Origin of the sequence: Sedimentitalea xiamensis (genome assembly GCF_030164465.1) — a bacterium.
Taxonomy (GTDB): Bacteria; Pseudomonadota; Alphaproteobacteria; order Rhodobacterales; family Rhodobacteraceae; genus Sedimentitalea; species Sedimentitalea xiamensis.
Map to the genome: position 1 here is coordinate 17,556 of NZ_JASNJE010000039.1, position 18,570 is coordinate 36,125.

Consider the following 18,570-nt stretch of genomic DNA (forward strand, 5'->3'; position numbering starts at 1 on the left):
GATGCTTTCAGAAACAGTAAATATCGGACGCCGATTTCAAAGGTCGATCAAGATTGATAGCGACTATAATAATCTAAAGGCTTTAGAGGGCTTCATTTGTCCTAAGTCTTCAGCTGATGTCCTTGAGGCTGTTGCACAGCACGTGTCCGACACGGGTCATGCTGCTTTCACTTGGACTGGCCCCTATGGCAGCGGTAAATCTAGCCTAGTTGTTGCTCTAAGCTCTCTGCTCGGAAGTGACGAGGCGCTTCGCGACAAAGCGATGACCGCAATCGGTCGCAGGACGGCTGAGACTATACTGAATGGGCTACCCCCAAAGTCAAATGGTTGGCACTTGTTGCCTGTCGTGGGGAGACGCGCCAACGCTGCAAGTGTCATTGGTCGAGCTCTAGAAGATGTGGGTGCGGCTGAGAGGCCGGATGCGGGTCGATGGACCGATGATGCTGTTGTGACTTCGTTGACTGCGCTTGCGGACAAGTCACCGCGAAGTCGGGGCGGCGTTGTCCTCTTCATCGACGAGATGGGAAAGTTTCTTGAGGCTGCGGCTCAAGATGGGGCGGACGTTTATCTATTTCAGTTGCTCGCGGAAGCCGCATCACGAAGCAATGGCCGACTGATAGTTATTGGCATTCTCCACCAAGCATTCGAGGAATATGCTAACCGATTGTCTCGCGAAATGCGGGACGAGTGGTCGAAGATTCAAGGGCGATTTATCGACCTAGCAGTGAATGCGGCAGGTGAAGAACAGATCGAGCTAATCTCTCGTGCGATCGAGAACGGACGCGGTTTGGCTAAGCCTGGCGCACTTACGGAAACCATAGCGTCCGAGATTAAACGCCAGCGGCCAGCGGCGTCTCAGCATCTAGCTGGTACACTCGAAGGATGTTGGCCGCTACACCCAGTTGTTGCCTGCCTGCTTGGTCCCATTTCTCGTCGGCGTTTCGGACAGAACCAGCGCAGCATATTCGGTTTTCTAAATTCTGCTGAGCCGCATGGATTTCAGGACTTCATCCGTCATAATGACGAAACCGCACTGTTCGAACCGGATAGGCTTTGGGACTATCTGAGGGTCAACTTAGAACCTTCGATCCTTGCGTCTCCGGATGGGCACCGATGGGCGATGGCTGCTGAGGCGGTAGAACGTTGTGAGGCCTTGGGGGGCAGTGAGCTCCATATCCGTCTTCTAAAGACAATCGCCTTGATCGATTTGTTTAAAGAACGGTCTGGTCTCATGCCTACAGAAGGCTTGTTGACTGCGTGTGTTCCTGGCGCGTCGAAAAAGAAGGTCAAAGAAGCTCTAAGTCAACTCAGGAATTGGTCGCTTGTTATCTTTCGGAAGTTCGCGGATGCATATGCGATCTACGCGGGTAGTGATTTCGATATTGACCGCGCAATCGAAGACTCGCTCCAGCGCGTCCGAGAGGTAGACTTCGCAGCGCTCCAAAGACTCGCAGGACTGCAACCAATTCTTGCGAAGAGGCACTACCACGATACAGGTGCTCTGCGCTGGTTCGATGTGGAAGTTGCGCCGCTGAATGGCCTCATCGAGCGTGCTGGCGCTTATGAGCCTAAGGCGGGAACCATTGGTGCGTTCCTTCTTGCTATTCCGACTGAAGGGGAGAGTCATGATCAAGCTGAGAAGGTCTGTCGCGAGGCGGCTCGCGAATCCTCAGAATGGGATGTTGTGGCCGGCCTATCGCAGCGGGCATGGGTCATTGTCGAACTTGCACGAGAGCTTATAGCACTGAGCGAAGTGCAAGAAGAACATCCCGATCTCGCGGGTGATGCTGTTGCTCAGCGTGAAGTTCAGGCGCGCAAGACGGCCTTGCAAGGCCAGCTTGAAGAGGAACTCAGGAATGCCTTTGATCATGCCACTTGGTATCTGAAAAGTCACAAACCCCAAAAGTGGGACCAAGTTGAGATCAACAACGCGGCGTCTGATCTCGCCGCCAAGCGTTTCCCTCTTTCACCAGTAATCAACAACGAGCTCCTGAACCGCATTAAACCTTCAAGCAACGCGGTAGCAGCGCAGAACGCCCTCTTGCGCTCGATGGTTGGGCAGGAGGGTGAGCCACGTCTTGGTATTGAAGGTTATCCTGCCGAGGGCGGCCTCTTTGATTCAGTCTTGGGTGCCACAGAACTGTATGTAAAGGTCAATAATAAATGGCAATTCCGTACTCCTATATCAAAGAGCGACCCGAGCAACCTGATGCCTCTTTGGGAGGTTGCTGCAAAGTATCTGGAGGAAGCCAAAGACCGTACGGTCTCGGTATCCGAGCTCTATGAAGTCTGGGGAGCGCCTCCGTATGGCCTGAAAGATGGGCTAAAGCCTGTAGTGGCCGTTGCGTTTATCCTCACTCAAAGAGAGCAAATCGCGCTCTATCGAGAAGGCATCTTCCAAGCGCGTTTCAAAGATATTGATGTCGAAATCCTCGCAAAAAATGCAGGTGAGATTCAGCTCCGTTGGATGGACTTGTCTGATCTGTCGCGCCGATTGCTTTCCAGCATGGCCGAAATTGTGCGAGACCTCGATGCTTCGAACCGCCTTACATACCTCGCTCCCATAGACGTTGCTCGTGGCCTTATTGCTATCTTTGATCGCTTGCATCCCTGGACGAGGCGCACCATGCAGCTTTCTTCCAATGCAATCCGTGTTCGCGACCTGTTCAAACACGCGAACGACCCCAACAAGTTTCTGTTTGATGACATACCTGCTGCCTTTGGAGAGCGCAGTGCAACTGACGATGATGAAAACTTGCAGAGTATCGTCAAGGACGTTCGAGAAGGCCTAGAGGAACTGATTGCTTCGTATCCCTCAATGCTTCGCCGTCTGCATGACCTTATGCTAGCTGAGCTTCAGGTTCCTAATAACTCTCCGCAAGCACTTAGCGAGCTTCGTGAGCGAGCCGTGAACATCCGAGAAATTGGTGGAGATTTTCGGCTGAATGCGTTTATCGGACGCCTCTCGCAGTTTGAGGGACGTGAACAAGACCTGGAGGGCATTGCAAGCCTTGCCGCGAATAAACCGCCGCGAGACTGGACTGATCCAGACCTCGAACGCGCGTCAGTTGAGCTCGCCGATTTCTCCCAAAAATTCATTCGGGCTGAGAATTTTGCGAGAGTGAAGGGCAGAGTAGATAAGCGAAGCTCCATGGCTGTTGTCGTGGGTCTGAATGGTCGCCCCGCCCCCCTTCATGCAGAGTTCGAGGTTTCTGAAAGCGATCGCAAGAAGGTCGATGAAATCATCTCAAGACTAGAGAGTGTTATCAAAGTCGACGCCCCAAACAATCGCCACCTACTTCTCGCTGCACTCGCGGAGCTTAGCTCGCGCTACATGGGTAACGACGAATTTGACGGCCAAGAAAAAGAAGTTGAGCGAGCATTATAATGAGTGAAGTAACAGAGAAACACGTCCTTGGACTTTCGGGCGGCCGAGATAGCGCTGCGCTGGCAGTTTATATGCGTCAGCACTATCCCGAGTTAGACATCGACTATTTCTTTACGGATACCGGAAAAGAACTTCCCGAGGTATATGAATTTCTAGGCCGGCTAGAAGGCTTCTTGGGTAAGCCTATCCTCAGACTCAACCCAGATAGGGATTTCGATTTTTGGCTAAAGCAGTACAATAATTTTTTGCCGTCTCCACAAACGAGATGGTGTACCCGACAGCTCAAGTTAAGACCTTTCGAGCATTGGCTTCGTCCGATGCTTGAGGAAGGTAAAGTGATCCATAGCTACGTGGCCATCCGAGCAGATGAAGAGTATCGTGAGGGCTATAGCTCCAAACATGAAAACTTGAAGGTTGTACTACCCTTCAAACAAGACGGGATCGATAAGCCGGGAGTACAGGACATCCTTGAAGCTTCCGGTCTGGGACTGCCCAAGTACTATGACTGGCGGTCTCGGAGTGGGTGTACGTTCTGCTTTTACCAACAAAAAATTGAATGGGTGCGTCTGAAGGAGCAACACCCTGAAGCATTTGAGGAAGCTAAGGCCTACGAGAAAGACGCAGTTGCACACGGATCACCTTTCACCTGGTCGCAAGGCGAGTCGCTGGACGAGTTGACACGTCCTGAGCGAGTGGTTCAGATCAAAGAAGATTATGAGAGGCGTTTGGCGCGATTGAAGGCTAAGAGGCAAGACAACCCACTGCGCGAACCGTCGGGAGATGTGGACCTAGACGAGCTTTACGGGCAAGCGAAATCATGTCTCGCCTGTCATAAGTGAAGCCGAAATCGGCGAGGCGAGGAACATTGGTCGAGAATCCAGCAAACAATTTCACAGAGCCGCATCGCCTTAGGGAGGCGCTTTCGGGTTGTAAGCCGCTCTACATCCTACCGCGCGATAGTGTCGCGGACGCCGTGATCAGCCCCGCAATGTCTGTCGCAAATGAAGTCGACATAATGATGGGATTCTTCTCTAGCAAGTCCTTCGCAGAAATTGCTCCCGGACTTGCGGCGTTCCTGAATAATTCAAAAGAATGTCTGCGGCTCATCATTAGCCCATATATTTCGGAAAGCGATCAAGAGGCGCTCAAAGAAGGGTTACTGCAATCTTCTCAATTGGCAGAAGAATCAATAGAGCGTCTTATCCCTGACGCCGATGAACTTACTGACCATACGTTGCGTTGCCTTGCTTGGCTGATTTCGAACGGGCGACTCTCGGTAAAAGTTGCTCTAATGAAGGATGCTCTATTCCACTCAAAAGTTTGGCTTTTCAGGGACGAAGACACACACGTAGCTCTACACGGCTCTGCCAACATGACTGGGAAGGGTCTGCGAGGGAATCGCGAACAACTTAGCTTGGCACGCAGCTGGATGAACGACGAAGCCGATGAAGCCTGCAGGGAGTTGGAAGCAGAGTTTGATTTGCTGTGGTCCGGAAGCGACCCCGACTGTGCGGTGATCGAGTTATCACGTGCAATGCAGGACAGGATTGTACAAGACTTTAAGGGAGAGCATCAGCCTACCGAGGACGACTTCAATCGTCTGTGGAGGAGGGCGCATGGCCTCGACGATAAACCGATAAACATTGATGACCTTCTTGCCCAAGAGGATGATCGCCGCTTCCGAATTCCTGAATGGCTTCAATATCGAACGGGTGAGTATGCGCATCAGGGAAAAGCTATCGATGCTTGGTTTGAAGCGGGAAGACGCGGCGTCTTGGAAATGTGCACCGGCTCTGGAAAAACATTGACAGCGCTGACCGCAGCTCAGCTTTTACATGAGGAAGTTGGACCTCTACTGATTGTCGTGTCGGCACCATACAATGTTCTGATATCGCAATGGTGCAGCGAAATTGAACTCTTTGGCCTCCGACCAGAGAATATGACAGAAGCTGGAGGCCCTGCTGCACGTTCTCAGTCGTTGGCGCAAGCTAGGCGGCGCTTAAAGAGAGGTGTGTCCTTGTGTGAAGCGATTGTCGTATCAAACGACACGTTGTGCACAAAAGAGTTTCAAGAGCAGATTCAGTCCTTTTCCGGGGCGAAACTGCTTATCGCTGATGAGTGTCACAACTTGGGCGCAGCTAGCTTCACCTCAGACCCTCCCGAGTTCTTCGACTATAGACTGGGGCTATCTGCTACCCCAGTACGTCAGTACGACGCTGAAGGCACGGCGCAACTCTTTAAATTCTTTGGAGAGCCATGCTTTAGCTTCACACTAGAGCAAGCTATTGGTGTGTGCCTTACTCCTTATGAATATCACGTGACCTTCGTGGAGCTTAACGCGGAAGAAATGGCCGAATGGCGTGAGATTAGCGAGAAGATCAGTAGACTTGCTTGGAAATTAGATTCCGGCGAAAAAGATGGTTACTTAGACGCCCTCCTGCTTAAGCGTAGAAAAATACTTGAAACTGCCCAGGCGAAGCTAGATGCGCTTCGCCAGTTGATTTCTGAGTTTGGGCCGAGGAATCTGAGATATACGCTAATTTATGCGACTGATAAAGACCCTGAACAGCTCGGTTCGGTAAACAATATGCTAAACTCGCAAGGCGTCTTCTTTCACCAACTTACCGCAGAAGAGACCTCTGCTCCAAAAAAATCTCGTGCGATCCTTGATCGATTTCAAGCGGGTGATCTGCAAGTTCTTACGGCAAAACGTGTGCTTGATGAGGGTGTCAATGTTCCGCAGATCATGCGCGCCTATATATTGGCTAGCACCACCGTGCGGCGGCAGTGGGTTCAAAGAAGAGGTAGACTGCTTCGAACCTGCAAGGCCATAGGAAAGGAATTTGCTGTAATCCACGATTTGGTGGCTCTTCCGCCTTCGGAAGAATTAAGTTCCAATTTGGACACTGACGCCAAGAAAATAATTAATGGAGAGTTGGACCGAGTTTGGGAATTTGCTAGACTGAGTAAGAACGCGGCAAACACAGGCGGTTCCTTTGAGGCCGTTGAACATATGCGTGCGCTTGTTGGAGGATAAATGGCCTATAAGGATGAAAAGATCGTTAGAGTTCTTCTCGAAGAAGCATCCAGTATCGATGAACGATGCGATGGTTATCGTGAAGAGCTTACTAGTGCGCTTGCAGATATTGTGCAGAAGGAGCGAGCGCATCTTTTCCAACGAAGCAACATTGTCGTTGAAATTGGCGACATTGTCAGTCGTGTAGGAACTTTTGTCGGAATGAGGGAGGGGAGCGAATGAAGCTGTTGAAGGCACGATTCGATGGTTTTAGGCTCTTATCTGGGATTGAGCTTGATTTTTCGGTGGACCCTAAGCGGAATATTACGGTCATCCGCGCGGCAAACGAAAGCGGAAAGACGACAATGCTCACTGCGCTGCAGTGGGGCTTGTATGGCGATGATGCCCTTCCCAATGGCTACTCTCTACGGCGAATGGACCTAGCTCCTGGGACGGCGGCCACGACAAGGGTCGAGATCGAGTACGAGATTGATGGTCGCACCGGTTCAAAGCGTTTTAGGCTGGTGAGGAGAGTCGAAACACAAGGGACCACTGGCAATCGTCCGGCATCACGTGTTGAGCTCTACGAGGTAACGGATGCAGGCTTAGATGAGCTGCCTAGTCCAACAAACCATATACAGCAGCATCTGCCTTCTGAACTTAGAGAAGTCTTCTTCACAGACGGTGATCGCGCGTTGAGTTTCATCGAAGGTGCCAAATCAGCACAGCAGCATAAAGTTCGAGCAGCCATCGAGCGGATGATGGGGTTGTCACTACTTGAGGCGACAATTGATCACGTTAAGACGGTTGAGCGGCAGCTTCGTACAAAGTTCGATCGAGAGGCAGGCAACGCTGAAACGCGCACGCTTGAGGAACAGATCGAGAGGATAGATGTTGGAATACCCGTCAAATTGCAGGAGCTTGAAAGCACTAAAGACCGAATTTCAAACCTAACGGAAAAAAGAGACCAGGCAGACCGCGATCTGCAGGATGCCCTCAGCGCAGGAAACCGCGAGGAGCTGTCGAAGGACTTGGTGAACACTCGGAGGCAGCGAGAAAACCTCGAGGATCAACGCAAGGCCACAGAGAAGCGACAGGCCGAACTGTTGGGAACGGAACTCCTGGCGCGACATCTCATGGCCAAGGTAGTCAAAAAGGCCGGAGGTATGCTCGATGAACTGCGTCAGAAGGGTCAAATTCCGAACAAGACTGTGCCGATCTTAGAGGACCGACTGGAACACACGGACTGCATTTGTGGTGAGTCTTTGGATGGATCGACGCCGGAGGGGGCGCGCAGACGCAAGTACATTGAAGACCTCATTCGTGATAGCCGCGAGGCCGACGATTTGCGAGCCAAGGTGTCTGATCTCTATTATCAGGCGAAGCCATTATTTACGGGAAAGCCCGGAAAATGGAGTGAGCTATATTCGGAAGCTTTCCAAGAACGCCAGAGAATTTCTTCAGTATACAAAGACATTGGGGAGAAAGAGGCTGAAATCGAAGCTAAGCTGGACAAAATCCCTGACATTAATGTTCAGCGGCTTCGCGAGATAAAGCAAACCTACGAGAAGCAGTTAAGAGACGAAATCGTTAGCGGGGCGGAGCTTGATAAGGATATCAAGTATCTGAAGGAGCAGAGGAATGATTTGGAGAAGAAATTCCGGGCCGAATCCGCCAAAGTTTCTAAAGGTGAAAAAATTGCACGCGAACTGTCGGTCGCCACGGATATCCGCAACATCGTTGAGGCTTCTTTGGCTCGAATGAAGACCGTTGAAGTGCAATCCGTGTCGGCGAGAATGAACGATCATTTTCTTTCAATGATTGGTGCTGACCAAGAAAGTGCGTTGATAACAAGGGCGGAAATTACGCCGGAGTTTCGTATTGTTGTCTACGGCAGGAATGGGCTTGAAATGGATCCTTCCATGGACCTGAACGGTGCATCCCGTCGCGCACTTACGATCTCTTTTGTGCTTGCTCTGACTGAGATAAGTGGTGTTGAGGGCCCCAATGTGATCGATACACCTCTCGGAATGATGTCTGGCTTTGTAAAGACTGAAGTCGTTAGAACGGCTGCAGACAATAGCAGCCAACTCATACTCTTCCTCACTCACGACGAGATAAAGGGCTGCGAGGAAATTCTCGATGAAAGAGCAATTGTCGCTGCGACATTGACCAATCCCGCGCACTACCCTCGTATTCTCAAGAATGATCCGGGAACAAAAGAGGCGGTAATTCTTCAGTGCGCGTGTGACCATAAGTCTGTTTGCAAAACTTGTGATAGGTATGAAACTTCAACTCAAGCATTGGCGGAGAGTGCGTAATGGACAATCCATTTGCAGGACAAGACATTAATATTGATGAGAGCTTCCGCGAGCGTATTGAGGCGGTGGTTCAACTTCGGGAAGGCAAGTCCGCTTCAGCGGTTCATCAGCCATTCAGGCGAAATGTAGACATTTGGTTCTTTGCGATAATGTTGGCTGTTCAAAAGGGGCTGAAGCCGACAGGCCCGTCTGGAAAAACTTATAAGGCTGCCGAAGGCGTTGTTCTCGGCTCTGACTCTTGGAGGCCAACCGCTCTGACACTTCTTGCAATTTCGGAAAAAGATGACGTCAACATAATTGACTCTCCACCAGAGATGATGAGGATCGCGAACGGCTATGCTCACGCGGGTTTTCCAGAGCTTTTTTCAATGCTAGACAGCAGAGGAGAAGACACAGCACTGGACTATTTGTGTGATGAGGTGGAGAGCCTCGTCACGTAACGCAAACGGGTAACACGCAATTTTGTCTGGCTTCGAAGGCGAGTGCAATCGGCAATAGGTCGTAGCGTTGGTAAGTGCTTAGGATCGCTTTGCAATTATGCAACGAGTAGGCATTGCTCGAGATACCGACAAAATGCATTCGCCAGCTGCATCTGCCTTGGCGTCTTGCAGTCAGCTTCGAAGATGTCGGGTGATGCAATCAGAATGGCGATACATTTCGCACGGGAAATCGCGACATTAAAGCGGTTCGCGCTGTAAAGGAACTCCATGCCGCGCGGGGCGTCGGCGTAGCTAGATGTCGCCATGGAGTAGATGGCAATCGGCGCTTCCTGCCCCTGAAACTTGTCTACCGTACCGACACGCGCGCCGGGAAGACGCTGCTGAATCTCGAACACTTGTGCGTTGTAAGGCGTGATGATCAGAATATCTTCAGGTGTCAGTGGTCGTTCATCCCCCTTACGGTCAACCCAAGTAGGACTGCTCGCAAGAATCTCGTTAACCAGGGCTGCCGTGGCTTCTGCCTCTTCCAGCGAATAGCTCTTGTTTCCCGTGTGGGGCACAGACAGGAACCGCAAACCGTTGCCGCTTATCTTGCCGTCGGACTTGATCTCCTGCTTTTGGCAATCGGGCTTGGATTCGAGCTTTGCATCGTAGAACAGCTCGGAGTTGAACGCGCAAATATCAGGGTGCAGCCGCCAAGTTTCTTCCAGGAACATTCCTCGGTCATCGCTGATTGTGTGCTCTATTCCCAGAACGTGCTGCAGCGAGGTCACTTCGGTTCCATCAGGGTGGGAGCCTTGCGTTGGCTGATCTAGTTGCTGCGGGTCGCCAAGTAGGATCAGCGTCTTCGCACTCTGGGATACTGCCAAAACGTCGGCCAATGACACCTGTGCCGCTTCATCCACGACCAGAACATCGAGAGTTTCGGCGGCATCCTGCCTTGCCCACACATAGCTTGTTCCTCCTGCCACTTTTGCGTTACCTGCCGAAAGTGCGGAGAAGACATCCCCGTTATTTTTGGCAAAGAACAGGCGATCTTGGTTCGGTTCCAAATCCTTCGGCTTCTGGATGCATTTCAGATCGATGCCCATTTCAATCGAGGCTTCGACCACTTCATCCAGAAGGTTGCGGATGACCTTGTGGGAGTTGGCGGTGATGCCCACCGTCTTGCCGCGCTCCACGAGGCGGCAAATCATCCGAGCTCCTGTGAAAGTCTTGCCCGTTCCGGGCGGCCCTTGGATGGGGAGTATCCCGCCATCTATGTGGCTTGCGATGCGCAGCGCAGCGTCTAGAGGATTCTCACTCGCTTGCCTGATGGGCTGGCCACCAAGGCGCGGCGCTTCGCGAAGCAAAAGAGCGCGAGCGGCGAGATATGACCCGTCTCCCTCGATGCCGTTCTCGGCGACATAGGTGCCGATCCTGAACAGCGCGTCTGCCTGTTCCTTGTTCCCGTATTTCTCAAAGACGTAAACAGCCTCGGGGTGAACATCGGCCGTCTTGCCCATCTTCTTGATATCGATTGTCCGCTCATCATTGTTGATCGCAACCGATGTCCCGAAATCATCGCCACCCGCCTGTTTGAGCGTCTTGTCAACGCGCACATCGGTATCTTGCTGAATGAACCGATAACGGTCAGTAGGGATGCCCTTCGCGGTGGTTTCTACGCGCTCGACAAAAGTCAAACCCGACAGAGCGGCGCGTTCATCGATCAGCTCCTCGGGCGTTAGCGCCTTGAGGCGGAAAAACTCCCACCAAGTCGCCTTGTCCTCGCGGCGGTGCCAATCAAGTAGATAGGCAAGTACCCATCGCGCCTGCTGTTCTGCGGTGCGTTGCTCGACGTCCGCCGGAATGCCGTCTGTTAGCTGCACAATGAGTGCCTGAATAGCTTCCTGCCGTTCGGTCAGTTCTTCACTCACCTGGACCTCTGACGGATCGGGGCGAGGTACATCAGTACCCGCATCGATCAGTTCCTGCCTTCTTTCTTCCAGCCAGCCGCGCAGCGCGACCGTCGAGGCGCAGTCGTCCTGATTGTAGGATTGGACAGTCTGTCGGTCTTCGTCGCTGATGGACTCTATGTCCCCGAGTTCAAGCGCGGCCTGCAGGCTGAATAGGGCAAGATTCGCGTCGGGGAGGTCGGTTTGACGGGCGTAGCCGTAGATCGGTTCAAGCTTCTTGATCGAATAGCTTTCAACACCTGCTCTTAGGGCGTTGCGCACTACGGCGTAGAGATCGACCAATATATTTCCGCGCAGGAAGTCGTCAATCTCCGCTTCCCGGGTCGCATAGCGGCCCATCAACCTCTTGAGTGCACCCTGTTCGTAGGAGGCATAATGGTAGATGTGCAGGTTCGGATGCTGTGCTTGCCGCGCGGTCACAAAATCAACGAAGCGCTCGAAGATCGCCTTTTCTGACTCACGGTCAAGCGCCCAATCAGCGGTGTAAGCCCATTCGCCGTTGTCATCGAGGTAGTTGTAGCCGAACAGATATTCGATGCCGTGCTCGCCCACAAAGGCGTCGCTTTCGATGTCAAAGAAGATGTCGCCGGGCGACGGCTCGGGGAGAATACACAGTCCGATATCCTGAACGATGGGCAAGAGTTCGTAGACAAGCTCTCCTGCCTCGCGGGACGCTATCTGGATACGGGCTTGCTCCCGCGCTTTCTCATAGGAGAACGTTGAACCCCTTTGCGGTTTCCAGGGCATCGGCGACGGCATTGCGGCAAGCGCCGCTGCAGTGGTGATGCCGTGTTCTTGCAGCTCGGCTGTTTGGGTCTTGCTGATGCCAGCGACCAGGCAAAGGTGGTCATCATCACGGCGACGAGTTTCGCAGCGCTCACGCCAACGGCAGATATCGCAATGTTCTTTGGGCTCGGGGTAGAGGCTTGGCGGTGCGTCAGCAAGCGTTGCCGCTTCTGCCGCCGCCTTCACTTTCCTGAAATATGCTGCATAGTCCGCAAACCGGAACGCCTGGGGTTCGTAGTCTGACCACGGCGCCACGACATAAACATACTCGGGCGCAATGCCCTGCGCTTCTCTTAGCAGGTCGGCATACAGGCAGAGCTGCAGGACAGAACCTGCTTTGGTTTCTCGGGCAAGCTTGGTGTCGATTATCTCATAAGACCAGGCACCAAGATTGCTCGGGGTCTCGACACGTCTAAGAATATCGGCGCGCCCTGCCCATCTTCCATGTTGAAGGGCGGCCTGAATGATAATCTCTGTTCCGGCCGCCATGGCGGCGATTGTTTGGGCGACCGCATCGGCAGTCACATCAACGCCCTCAATTTTTTGGCTGGAAAGCCCTTGATCCTGCAAGTGCTCCACAAAGCCCAGCTCATGGCGCAGTCCGCGCTCGCGCAGAATCTCCAAAAGTGGGTCCCAGACCTTCGGTTTCTTGAGAGCGCCTGTCGCTACACCGAGGTCAAGCTCGGTCATATGCGCACAGTTCAAATGGCCTACGAGGTCAGATGCACTTAACTGAATAAATTCATTGAGATTTTTCATCACGCAATACTAGCAGGGTCAAGGATCGAAGCGCAATCTTGGAGTGGTTGCTCCAAAAAGTCGTGCGGACACATTCGATTCCTTTTCGCGACAATGTTCGCATCACCCCTGTCTTCCAGCTTACACTGAATTTCAGCGGCATAGCCCAATAGGTTCGTTCTGCGCTGCCCGCACCACCCATGCCGTCTGCGGCCTTTGGCCTGGCCGCCATGGCCGTGTGGCTTGAACGCCTTTGGCGCCCCTGTCGTACCGATCAGGGGCGAACCTTTGGAGCCGCTGCTCTTCAGTCGAACGTCCTTTAACCCCGCCCCAAGAGCATGGGCCGGGTTTTTGTTGGGACGCTCGGCGCTGGCCATGGGTTCATGCGACCCCTCTGATTTTTCGAAAGTCGAACAAGCAGAAGGGCGCAGATCGAAACCCAAACCGAAAGGAATACCCATGACTATTGAAATGATTGCTTTGAACAAGCTGCAACCCACCGAAGGCAACCCGCGCAAGCACTTCGATCAGGAAAAGATCGAGGGACTGGCGCAAAGCATCCTGACAGACGGATTGTTGCAGAATTTTGTGGCGGCAAAACCAGATGGCCGCAAACGCAAATACGCGATTATCAGCGGTGAACGCCGCTTTCGCGCCATGAATCTGCTGATCGAACAGGGGCATCTTCCCAAAGACGTGACCGTACCTGTCGAGGTCAGGGAAGGTCTGAAAGAAGACGACACCAAACGCATCGCCACGGTCGAAAACGTGCAACGAGAGAACCTCTCGCCGCTCGAAGCAGCGAACGCGATTGCAGCACTCGCCGAGGGCGGCGGCAAGTTGGAAGACATTGTCAGCAAGACGGGTCTTTCCGTTTCCACGTTGCGCAGACGTATGGCGCTGCTGAACCTTAGCCCCACTGTCACTAAAGCCTTCACGAATGGCGAGATCACCGTCTCACAGGCCGAAGCCCTGTCAGTCGGAAACCATGATGCCCAAGACGACTTGCTGAAAGATGTCATCAAAGGCTGGTGCGAGTCCGCAGATGATATCCGCGACCGCTTGCTCGGTGAGTTGCCCAGCCTGTCCATGGCAATCTTCGATGTAAACGAATATGACGGCTCGTTCACCAAGGACTTGTTCGGCGCAGACGACACCACCTTCTTCAATGACGCAGACCAGTTCTATGCCTTGCAAAAGAAGGCCGCGACCGACCTTGTCCGCGAACATGACAAAACGGCAGATTGGGCAGAATTGCTCGAAGGGCGGTTTGAACACTGGCAGTTCAGGAAAGCCGAAGAAGGCCAGTCAGCAGGGGTGATCGTCTGCCTGTTTCCCGAGGGCAAGGTGGAAATCCATGAAGGACTGCTTCGCCGAACCATCGACACAGAGGTTGCCGATACCCTAAAGGGCAAGACCAAGCCGACCTATGCCAGCACCGTCTGCGAATACATTGCCATGCAAAAGAGCGCGGCGGTTCAGGCCGAATTGGTCGGCAATCCCCGCAAGGCCAGGGAGATCGGCGTTGCACAGATGCTGTATGAAGCAGCGGCGCACCCTTGTCTTCGTTATCTGACCGACCTCGGCGAGGACGCATCACATCTTGTTGCGATCAATGCCGAAGCAGGGGCGCTCTGTGGTCTTCTTGGTATCGAGAAGCAGGGCGCGACCTATTACAATCTGCTGTCGAGTGCCCGTTCTGTCGAGCGTGCCTATGACCTCGTGCAACCTCTTTCGGATGATGAACTGATGCGGCTCTTTGCCTTCCTGTCAGCGGTCACGTTCGGGCAGCGCGATGTCAAATCTCTCGACAAATATGAGCACAGCATCTTCAACCGCGTGGCTTGCGATCTGTCAGTAGATATGCGGGAGCACTGGACACCTGATCTCTGGTTCTTGTCACGCCGCACGGCAAAGCAACTCGGCAGTGTGCTGCGCGAAGCAGCGATGACGCGACTGTTCGGCAATGGCGGCGGCTACAAAAAATCCGAACTGGTCACAGCCATGGTGAGGTACTTCAAAAAGGTGCGCGGCTTGGCCGAACTTGCTGACGATCAGCAGAAAGCACGGGACTGGCTTCCCGAAGCCATGCACTTCCCTGCCATCGACCCCGATGCACCGCGCGGCGATAAGATCGAGGACGAGGAGGACGAAGCCGACTTGCTTGCCGAAGCAGCATAGGCGCAAAGCAGCCTGATTTTCGCGCGGCGCGGGCTTCACAGCCCGCGCCGCCTTCTTGTTTGGGGGAAGTTGTCGATGGGTTTTCGCTTCTCTCGCCTGGGGGCGGTAGAACGGAGAAGCCTGGTGCTACACTTCAGTTTGATTCCCAAACGCGGAATCGAACTGAAGCGCTAAGTCTTTGATTTACGAAGCTATCGAAATTGGGGGTACAGTTGGGGGTATGGCTTCGATGCGCCCATTGTTTTCACTCTTCCAAGGCGGCGCCGATCATCAGACTGGTGGGACGCAAAGCCGAAAAGATTCAATAAACCATGGGAAGAAAAACTGTCCCACCGATCTCTAAGGCATTGAAATCGCATTGCTCTGTGATGCCGCCCCCGGGCACCATTTGTCCCAGCATATGTTCTTGTTTTCCCTTGCTCTGACGCGCATTTTAGTTCGGGGCGTGCGTTGTCTGTATCACAATTTGTATCACACGGCGCTAAGGTCGACGACTCTCGTGTCGACTTGATCGGCTCGGCGATCCGCGCAGCGGCCCCCACTGGCTTGTTGTGGGCCGTCCGGTGTGGCGCGCCGAACAGGCCACGCTACCTGGTCACTCGTCGTCGAGCTCTTTTGCCAAGCGCTGTATCCGCTGGGAAGGTCCCTTGTAGGTTACCTTGCCCCGCAAGAGCATGCCGTTTTCACGGGAGAGTGCAGCGCGAGTGATGCCGCCGTCTGCAAGGCGCGCTTCATCCTTGGCACGCGCTTCGGCTTTTTCAGCCGCGCGCTCACGAGATGAAAAACATCCGGGGTCATCACACATAGCCTGACCGTATCAGATTGCCGCGCAGCCGCATAGATGGCGGAAACCATGGGATCCGGAACCGCCATTGCATTATGCGTCGAGACGCGGACGCAAAACGCTTGAGAGCGACCAGTCGATCAAGTCATATGGCCGAAAACGGAAATCGCCTCTTTCAGAGAGGCCAAGAATAATCGGCGGCAGCGATGGCAATCAAGAAAAGCGACATTTACCGGTCACTCTGGGACAGCTGCGACCAGCTCCGCGGCGGCATGGATGCCTCCCTCTACAAGGACTACATCCTCACGCTCCTCTTCCTGAAGTATGTGTCTGATCGGGTCGGGAAGCCGGACGCGCTCATCGAGGTTCCGGAGGGATGCTCATTCGCAGACATCCGGAAGCTGCGCGGCACCAAGGACATCGGCGAGAAGATCGACATCGCCATCGCCGGGATTGCCGAGGCCAACGACCTGAAGAATGTCATCGACCGCGCATACTTCAACGATACCGAAAAGTTCGGCCGCGGGGCCAAGATGGTCACGACCCTCACCGCGCTGATCAACATCTTCAGTCGGGACGAGCTCAACTTCAGCCGCAACCGGGCCGACGGCGACGACATCCTTGGCGACGCCTACGAATACCTGATGCGGAACTTCGCGACGGAGTCCGGTAAGAGCAAAGGCCAGTTCTATACCCCCGCCGAGGTCTCCCGAGTGGTCGCCGCCGTCGCGGGTGTGAACCGCGCGGACAGCCCACAGCAGACCGTCTATGATCCGACATGCGGGTCAGGCTCACTGCTTCTCAAGGCTGCCGATGCAGCGGTTGTCCCACTGACCATCTACGGGCAGGAGTTCGACATCACGACCCGCGGCCTCGCGAAGATGAACATGATCATGCACGGGCGAGAGGACGCAGACATCGCCCAGGGAGATGTCATCGGGGAGCCCCAGTTCACTGACCCCAAAGACGAGACAAAGCTCCAGAGCTTCGACTTCGTCGTCGCCAAACCCTTCCTGAAATCGCCGAGAAGATCGGCGGCTTGGAGGCGAAGGTGGCTGACCATCTCGCCGCAATGGGCATTTCAGAATGAGTATGCCGGGTGATCTCCTTTCGCGATGGCACATCGGCCGAATACATCCTGCCCCAACGGAAGAGCCTCAGGATTGGACCCTGGAAAGACTTTGCGATCTCGCAAAGCTTGAAAGCGGCCATACCCCAAGTCGCAATCGGCCCGAATACTGGGATGGCCAAATCCCATGGCTCTCACTTCACGACTCAAAGCTCATCGAGGGTAAGACGCTCTTCGACACGAGGATGACGATCTCAGCTCTGGGTCTGGCGAACTCTTCGGCTCGGCTTTTGCCGAAGGGGACAGTCGCGTTATCGCGAACGGCAACAATCGGTAAGGTTGCCGTTTTGGGACGCGAGATGGCGACCAGCCAGGATTTCGCCTGCTATGTGTGCGGTCCAAGACTATTGAACGCGTATCTCGCTCATCTCTTCAGGGCCATGGAACCTGAGTGGCAGCGCTTGATGGCCGGCAGCACGCACAACACGATCTACATGCCGACTTTTGAGAACATGCAGATACTGGTGCCGCCAATGGCGGAACAGGAAGCCATCGCCGAGGCGCTTTCGGATGCGGATGCGCTGATCGAGGGGCTGGAGCGGCTGATCGACAAGAAACGGCTCATCAAGCAGGGCGCGATGCAGGACCTCCTGACCGCCAAGCGCCGCCTTCCGGGGTTCTCGGGGGAATGGTCGACTTTGAGTCTAAACGATCTACTCCTGCGAGCCACTGGCGGCGGAACGCCGAGTAGAACCATTGCAGAATACTGGGATGGGAACATTCCGTGGATGACGGTGAAGGACTTTACCGTCGGATCCAGACATGGCACCTTAGAATCCATAACCGAACAGGGATTGAAAAATAGCGCTTCGGCGAGCATCCCGGCTGGGACGCTGATCCTCTGCACCAGAATGGCTGTTGGCAAGACAACCATCATGAATGTCGATGTAGCGATCAACCAAGACCTCAAAGCACTTTTCTTCATCGATGAATGTATTCCCCGATTCTATCAGTTGATGTTCGAACTACGTCAGCGCGAGATTGAGGAAAGTGCCGGTGGAAGCACTGTAAAGGGTATTTCGTTGAAGGACATTCGAGCCATCGAGATGCCGAAACCCTGCAAGGATGAGCAAATGAAACTTGCTCACGTGTTTGACGACATGGATGCCGAGATCCACGCCCTCGACACCCGCCTCGAAAAGGCGCGGCAGGTGAAGGAGGGCATGATGCAGAACCTTTTGACCGGACGGATCAGGCTGGTCTGACGACATTTTTCAACGAGTGATTTCCAGAACGGAGGCAGGGTCATGAGCACGATCGGCGAGGCGGAACGCAGAGCGCAGAACCGGGTGATTGACCTGCTCTCGGACAAGCAGACCGACGCCCCCGGGGGTCTCGGCTGGCGCTACCTCGGCGACTGGCAGAAGCGCGACGGCAACGCCAATATCGAGGATGAGCTGTTGCGCCCATGGCTTCTGTCCCGCGGCTACGCGCCGGAGGTCGTTGCTCAAGCCATCACCCTGCTGAAGCGCGAGGCGCGGATGGAGGGCACGAAGCTTTATGAGGCGAACCAAAGCTTCTACGAGATGCTCCGCTACGGCGTCCCCGTCGCCCCCGGACCGGGCGAGGCCCCGATCACCGTCCGTTTTGTCGACTGGACCGAACCCGCCGCCAACGACATGGGTGTTGCCGATGAGGTCGCCATCAAAGGCAAGGACCCGAAGTGTTGATTTCCGCTGAGAAGTGACCCGGTATTTTCACCGAGATTTGGCCCGCCCTTGTTTATGTCTCAGCGGTCATGTTGTGGTCAATGCCGGCGTCTCCTTTCTCGTTTTCTTGGCGGCCTCGGAGCTGGCTTTGTAGCGGTAGCTGTCGTTGCCGGTTTCCAGAAT

12 protein-coding genes and 1 pseudogene are annotated in these 18,570 nt (G+C 54.0%); 10 read left to right on the forward strand and 3 right to left on the reverse strand.

Going from position 1 to position 18,570, the window contains the following annotated elements:
- Nucleotide 1 precedes the first annotated feature (1 nt).
- From QO034_RS20685 to QO034_RS20710, 6 genes are all read left to right on the forward strand, one after another.
- Nucleotides 2–3,388 (forward strand): P-loop NTPase family protein, encoded by a 3,387-nt coding sequence (locus tag QO034_RS20685; RefSeq protein ID WP_284487428.1) that lies wholly within the window; start codon nucleotides 2–4, stop codon nucleotides 3,386–3,388.
- Complete coding sequence (locus QO034_RS20690) at nucleotides 3,388–4,227, forward strand: phosphoadenosine phosphosulfate reductase family protein (RefSeq protein ID WP_284487429.1); 840 nt, start codon at nucleotides 3,388–3,390, stop codon at nucleotides 4,225–4,227. Before QO034_RS20685 ends, QO034_RS20690 begins: the two co-directional genes overlap by 1 nt.
- Before the next feature lie 176 nt (nucleotides 4,228–4,403).
- Nucleotides 4,404–6,425, forward strand: coding sequence for a DEAD/DEAH box helicase family protein (locus QO034_RS20695; protein ID WP_407696793.1), 2,022 nt, complete (start codon nucleotides 4,404–4,406; stop codon nucleotides 6,423–6,425).
- Nucleotides 6,426–6,647: a hypothetical protein gene (locus QO034_RS20700; protein WP_284487431.1), complete on the forward strand. Its 222-nt coding sequence runs from the start codon at nucleotides 6,426–6,428 to the stop codon at nucleotides 6,645–6,647.
- The gene (locus QO034_RS20705; RefSeq protein WP_284487432.1) at nucleotides 6,644–8,725 is read left to right on the forward strand and encodes an AAA family ATPase; all 2,082 of its coding nucleotides are present in this window, start codon (nucleotides 6,644–6,646) and stop codon (nucleotides 8,723–8,725) included. The genes QO034_RS20700 and QO034_RS20705 overlap by 4 nt, the downstream gene beginning before the upstream one ends.
- A complete protein-coding gene (locus QO034_RS20710; RefSeq protein WP_284487433.1) occupies nucleotides 8,725–9,165 on the forward strand; it encodes a hypothetical protein in 441 nt (146 codons plus the stop codon). The genes QO034_RS20705 and QO034_RS20710 overlap by 1 nt, the downstream gene beginning before the upstream one ends.
- 95 nt (nucleotides 9,166–9,260) lie before the next feature.
- Here QO034_RS20710 and QO034_RS20715 read toward each other — a convergent pair whose 3' ends face one another.
- Nucleotides 9,261–12,665: a TM0106 family RecB-like putative nuclease gene (locus tag QO034_RS20715; protein WP_284487434.1), complete on the reverse strand. Its 3,405-nt coding sequence runs from the start codon at nucleotides 12,663–12,665 to the stop codon at nucleotides 9,261–9,263.
- 438 nt (nucleotides 12,666–13,103) lie between these two features.
- Between QO034_RS20715 and QO034_RS20720 the strand changes: the two genes are divergently transcribed.
- Complete coding sequence (locus QO034_RS20720; RefSeq protein ID WP_284487435.1) at nucleotides 13,104–14,825, forward strand: ParB/RepB/Spo0J family partition protein; 1,722 nt, start codon at nucleotides 13,104–13,106, stop codon at nucleotides 14,823–14,825.
- A gap of 595 nt (nucleotides 14,826–15,420) precedes the next feature.
- Here QO034_RS20720 and QO034_RS20725 read toward each other — a convergent pair.
- Complete coding sequence (locus QO034_RS20725; protein WP_284487436.1) at nucleotides 15,421–15,630, reverse strand: hypothetical protein; 210 nt, start codon at nucleotides 15,628–15,630, stop codon at nucleotides 15,421–15,423.
- 185 nt (nucleotides 15,631–15,815) lie between these two features.
- Here QO034_RS20725 and QO034_RS20730 point away from each other — a divergent pair, with 185 nt between their 5' ends.
- From QO034_RS20730 to QO034_RS20740, 3 genes are read left to right on the forward strand one after another with little or no spacing between them, the layout of a single operon-like run.
- On the forward strand, nucleotides 15,816–16,712 hold the full coding sequence (locus tag QO034_RS20730) for a class I SAM-dependent DNA methyltransferase (protein WP_284487437.1): 897 nt from the start codon (nucleotides 15,816–15,818) through the stop codon (nucleotides 16,710–16,712).
- Nucleotides 16,702–17,943, forward strand: coding sequence for a restriction endonuclease subunit S (locus tag QO034_RS20735; RefSeq protein WP_284487439.1), 1,242 nt, complete (start codon nucleotides 16,702–16,704; stop codon nucleotides 17,941–17,943). The genes QO034_RS20730 and QO034_RS20735 overlap by 11 nt, the downstream gene beginning before the upstream one ends.
- A 42-nt stretch (nucleotides 17,944–17,985) precedes the next feature.
- The gene (locus tag QO034_RS20740; protein ID WP_284487438.1) at nucleotides 17,986–18,408 is read left to right on the forward strand and encodes a type I restriction endonuclease; all 423 of its coding nucleotides are present in this window, start codon (nucleotides 17,986–17,988) and stop codon (nucleotides 18,406–18,408) included.
- A gap of 66 nt (nucleotides 18,409–18,474) precedes the next feature.
- On the opposite strand, the pseudogene QO034_RS20745 reads toward QO034_RS20740, so the two are convergent.
- Nucleotides 18,475–18,570 (reverse strand): annotated as a pseudogene (locus QO034_RS20745) (ATP-binding protein); the annotation flags it as partial.

Excerpts from the sequence above, each read along its gene's own strand:
- QO034_RS20685 (WP_284487428.1), top strand. The coding sequence starts at position 2 with ATGCTTTCAGAAACAGTAAATATCGGACGCCGATTTCAAAGGTCGATC.
- QO034_RS20690 (WP_284487429.1), top strand. The coding sequence starts at position 3,388 with ATGAGTGAAGTAACAGAGAAACACGTCCTTGGACTTTCGGGCGGCCGA.
- QO034_RS20695 (WP_407696793.1), top strand. The coding sequence starts at position 4,404 with ATGATGGGATTCTTCTCTAGCAAGTCCTTCGCAGAAATTGCTCCCGGA.
- QO034_RS20700 (WP_284487431.1), top strand. The coding sequence starts at position 6,426 with ATGGCCTATAAGGATGAAAAGATCGTTAGAGTTCTTCTCGAAGAAGCA.
- QO034_RS20705 (WP_284487432.1), top strand. The coding sequence starts at position 6,644 with ATGAAGCTGTTGAAGGCACGATTCGATGGTTTTAGGCTCTTATCTGGG.
- QO034_RS20710 (WP_284487433.1), top strand. The coding sequence starts at position 8,725 with ATGGACAATCCATTTGCAGGACAAGACATTAATATTGATGAGAGCTTC.
- QO034_RS20715 (WP_284487434.1), bottom strand. The coding sequence starts at position 12,665 with ATGAAAAATCTCAATGAATTTATTCAGTTAAGTGCATCTGACCTCGTA.
- QO034_RS20720 (WP_284487435.1), top strand. The coding sequence starts at position 13,104 with ATGACTATTGAAATGATTGCTTTGAACAAGCTGCAACCCACCGAAGGC.
- QO034_RS20725 (WP_284487436.1), bottom strand. The coding sequence starts at position 15,630 with ATGTGTGATGACCCCGGATGTTTTTCATCTCGTGAGCGCGCGGCTGAA.
- QO034_RS20730 (WP_284487437.1), top strand. The coding sequence starts at position 15,816 with ATGGCAATCAAGAAAAGCGACATTTACCGGTCACTCTGGGACAGCTGC.
- QO034_RS20735 (WP_284487439.1), top strand. The coding sequence starts at position 16,702 with ATGCCGGGTGATCTCCTTTCGCGATGGCACATCGGCCGAATACATCCT.
- QO034_RS20740 (WP_284487438.1), top strand. The coding sequence starts at position 17,986 with ATGAGCACGATCGGCGAGGCGGAACGCAGAGCGCAGAACCGGGTGATT.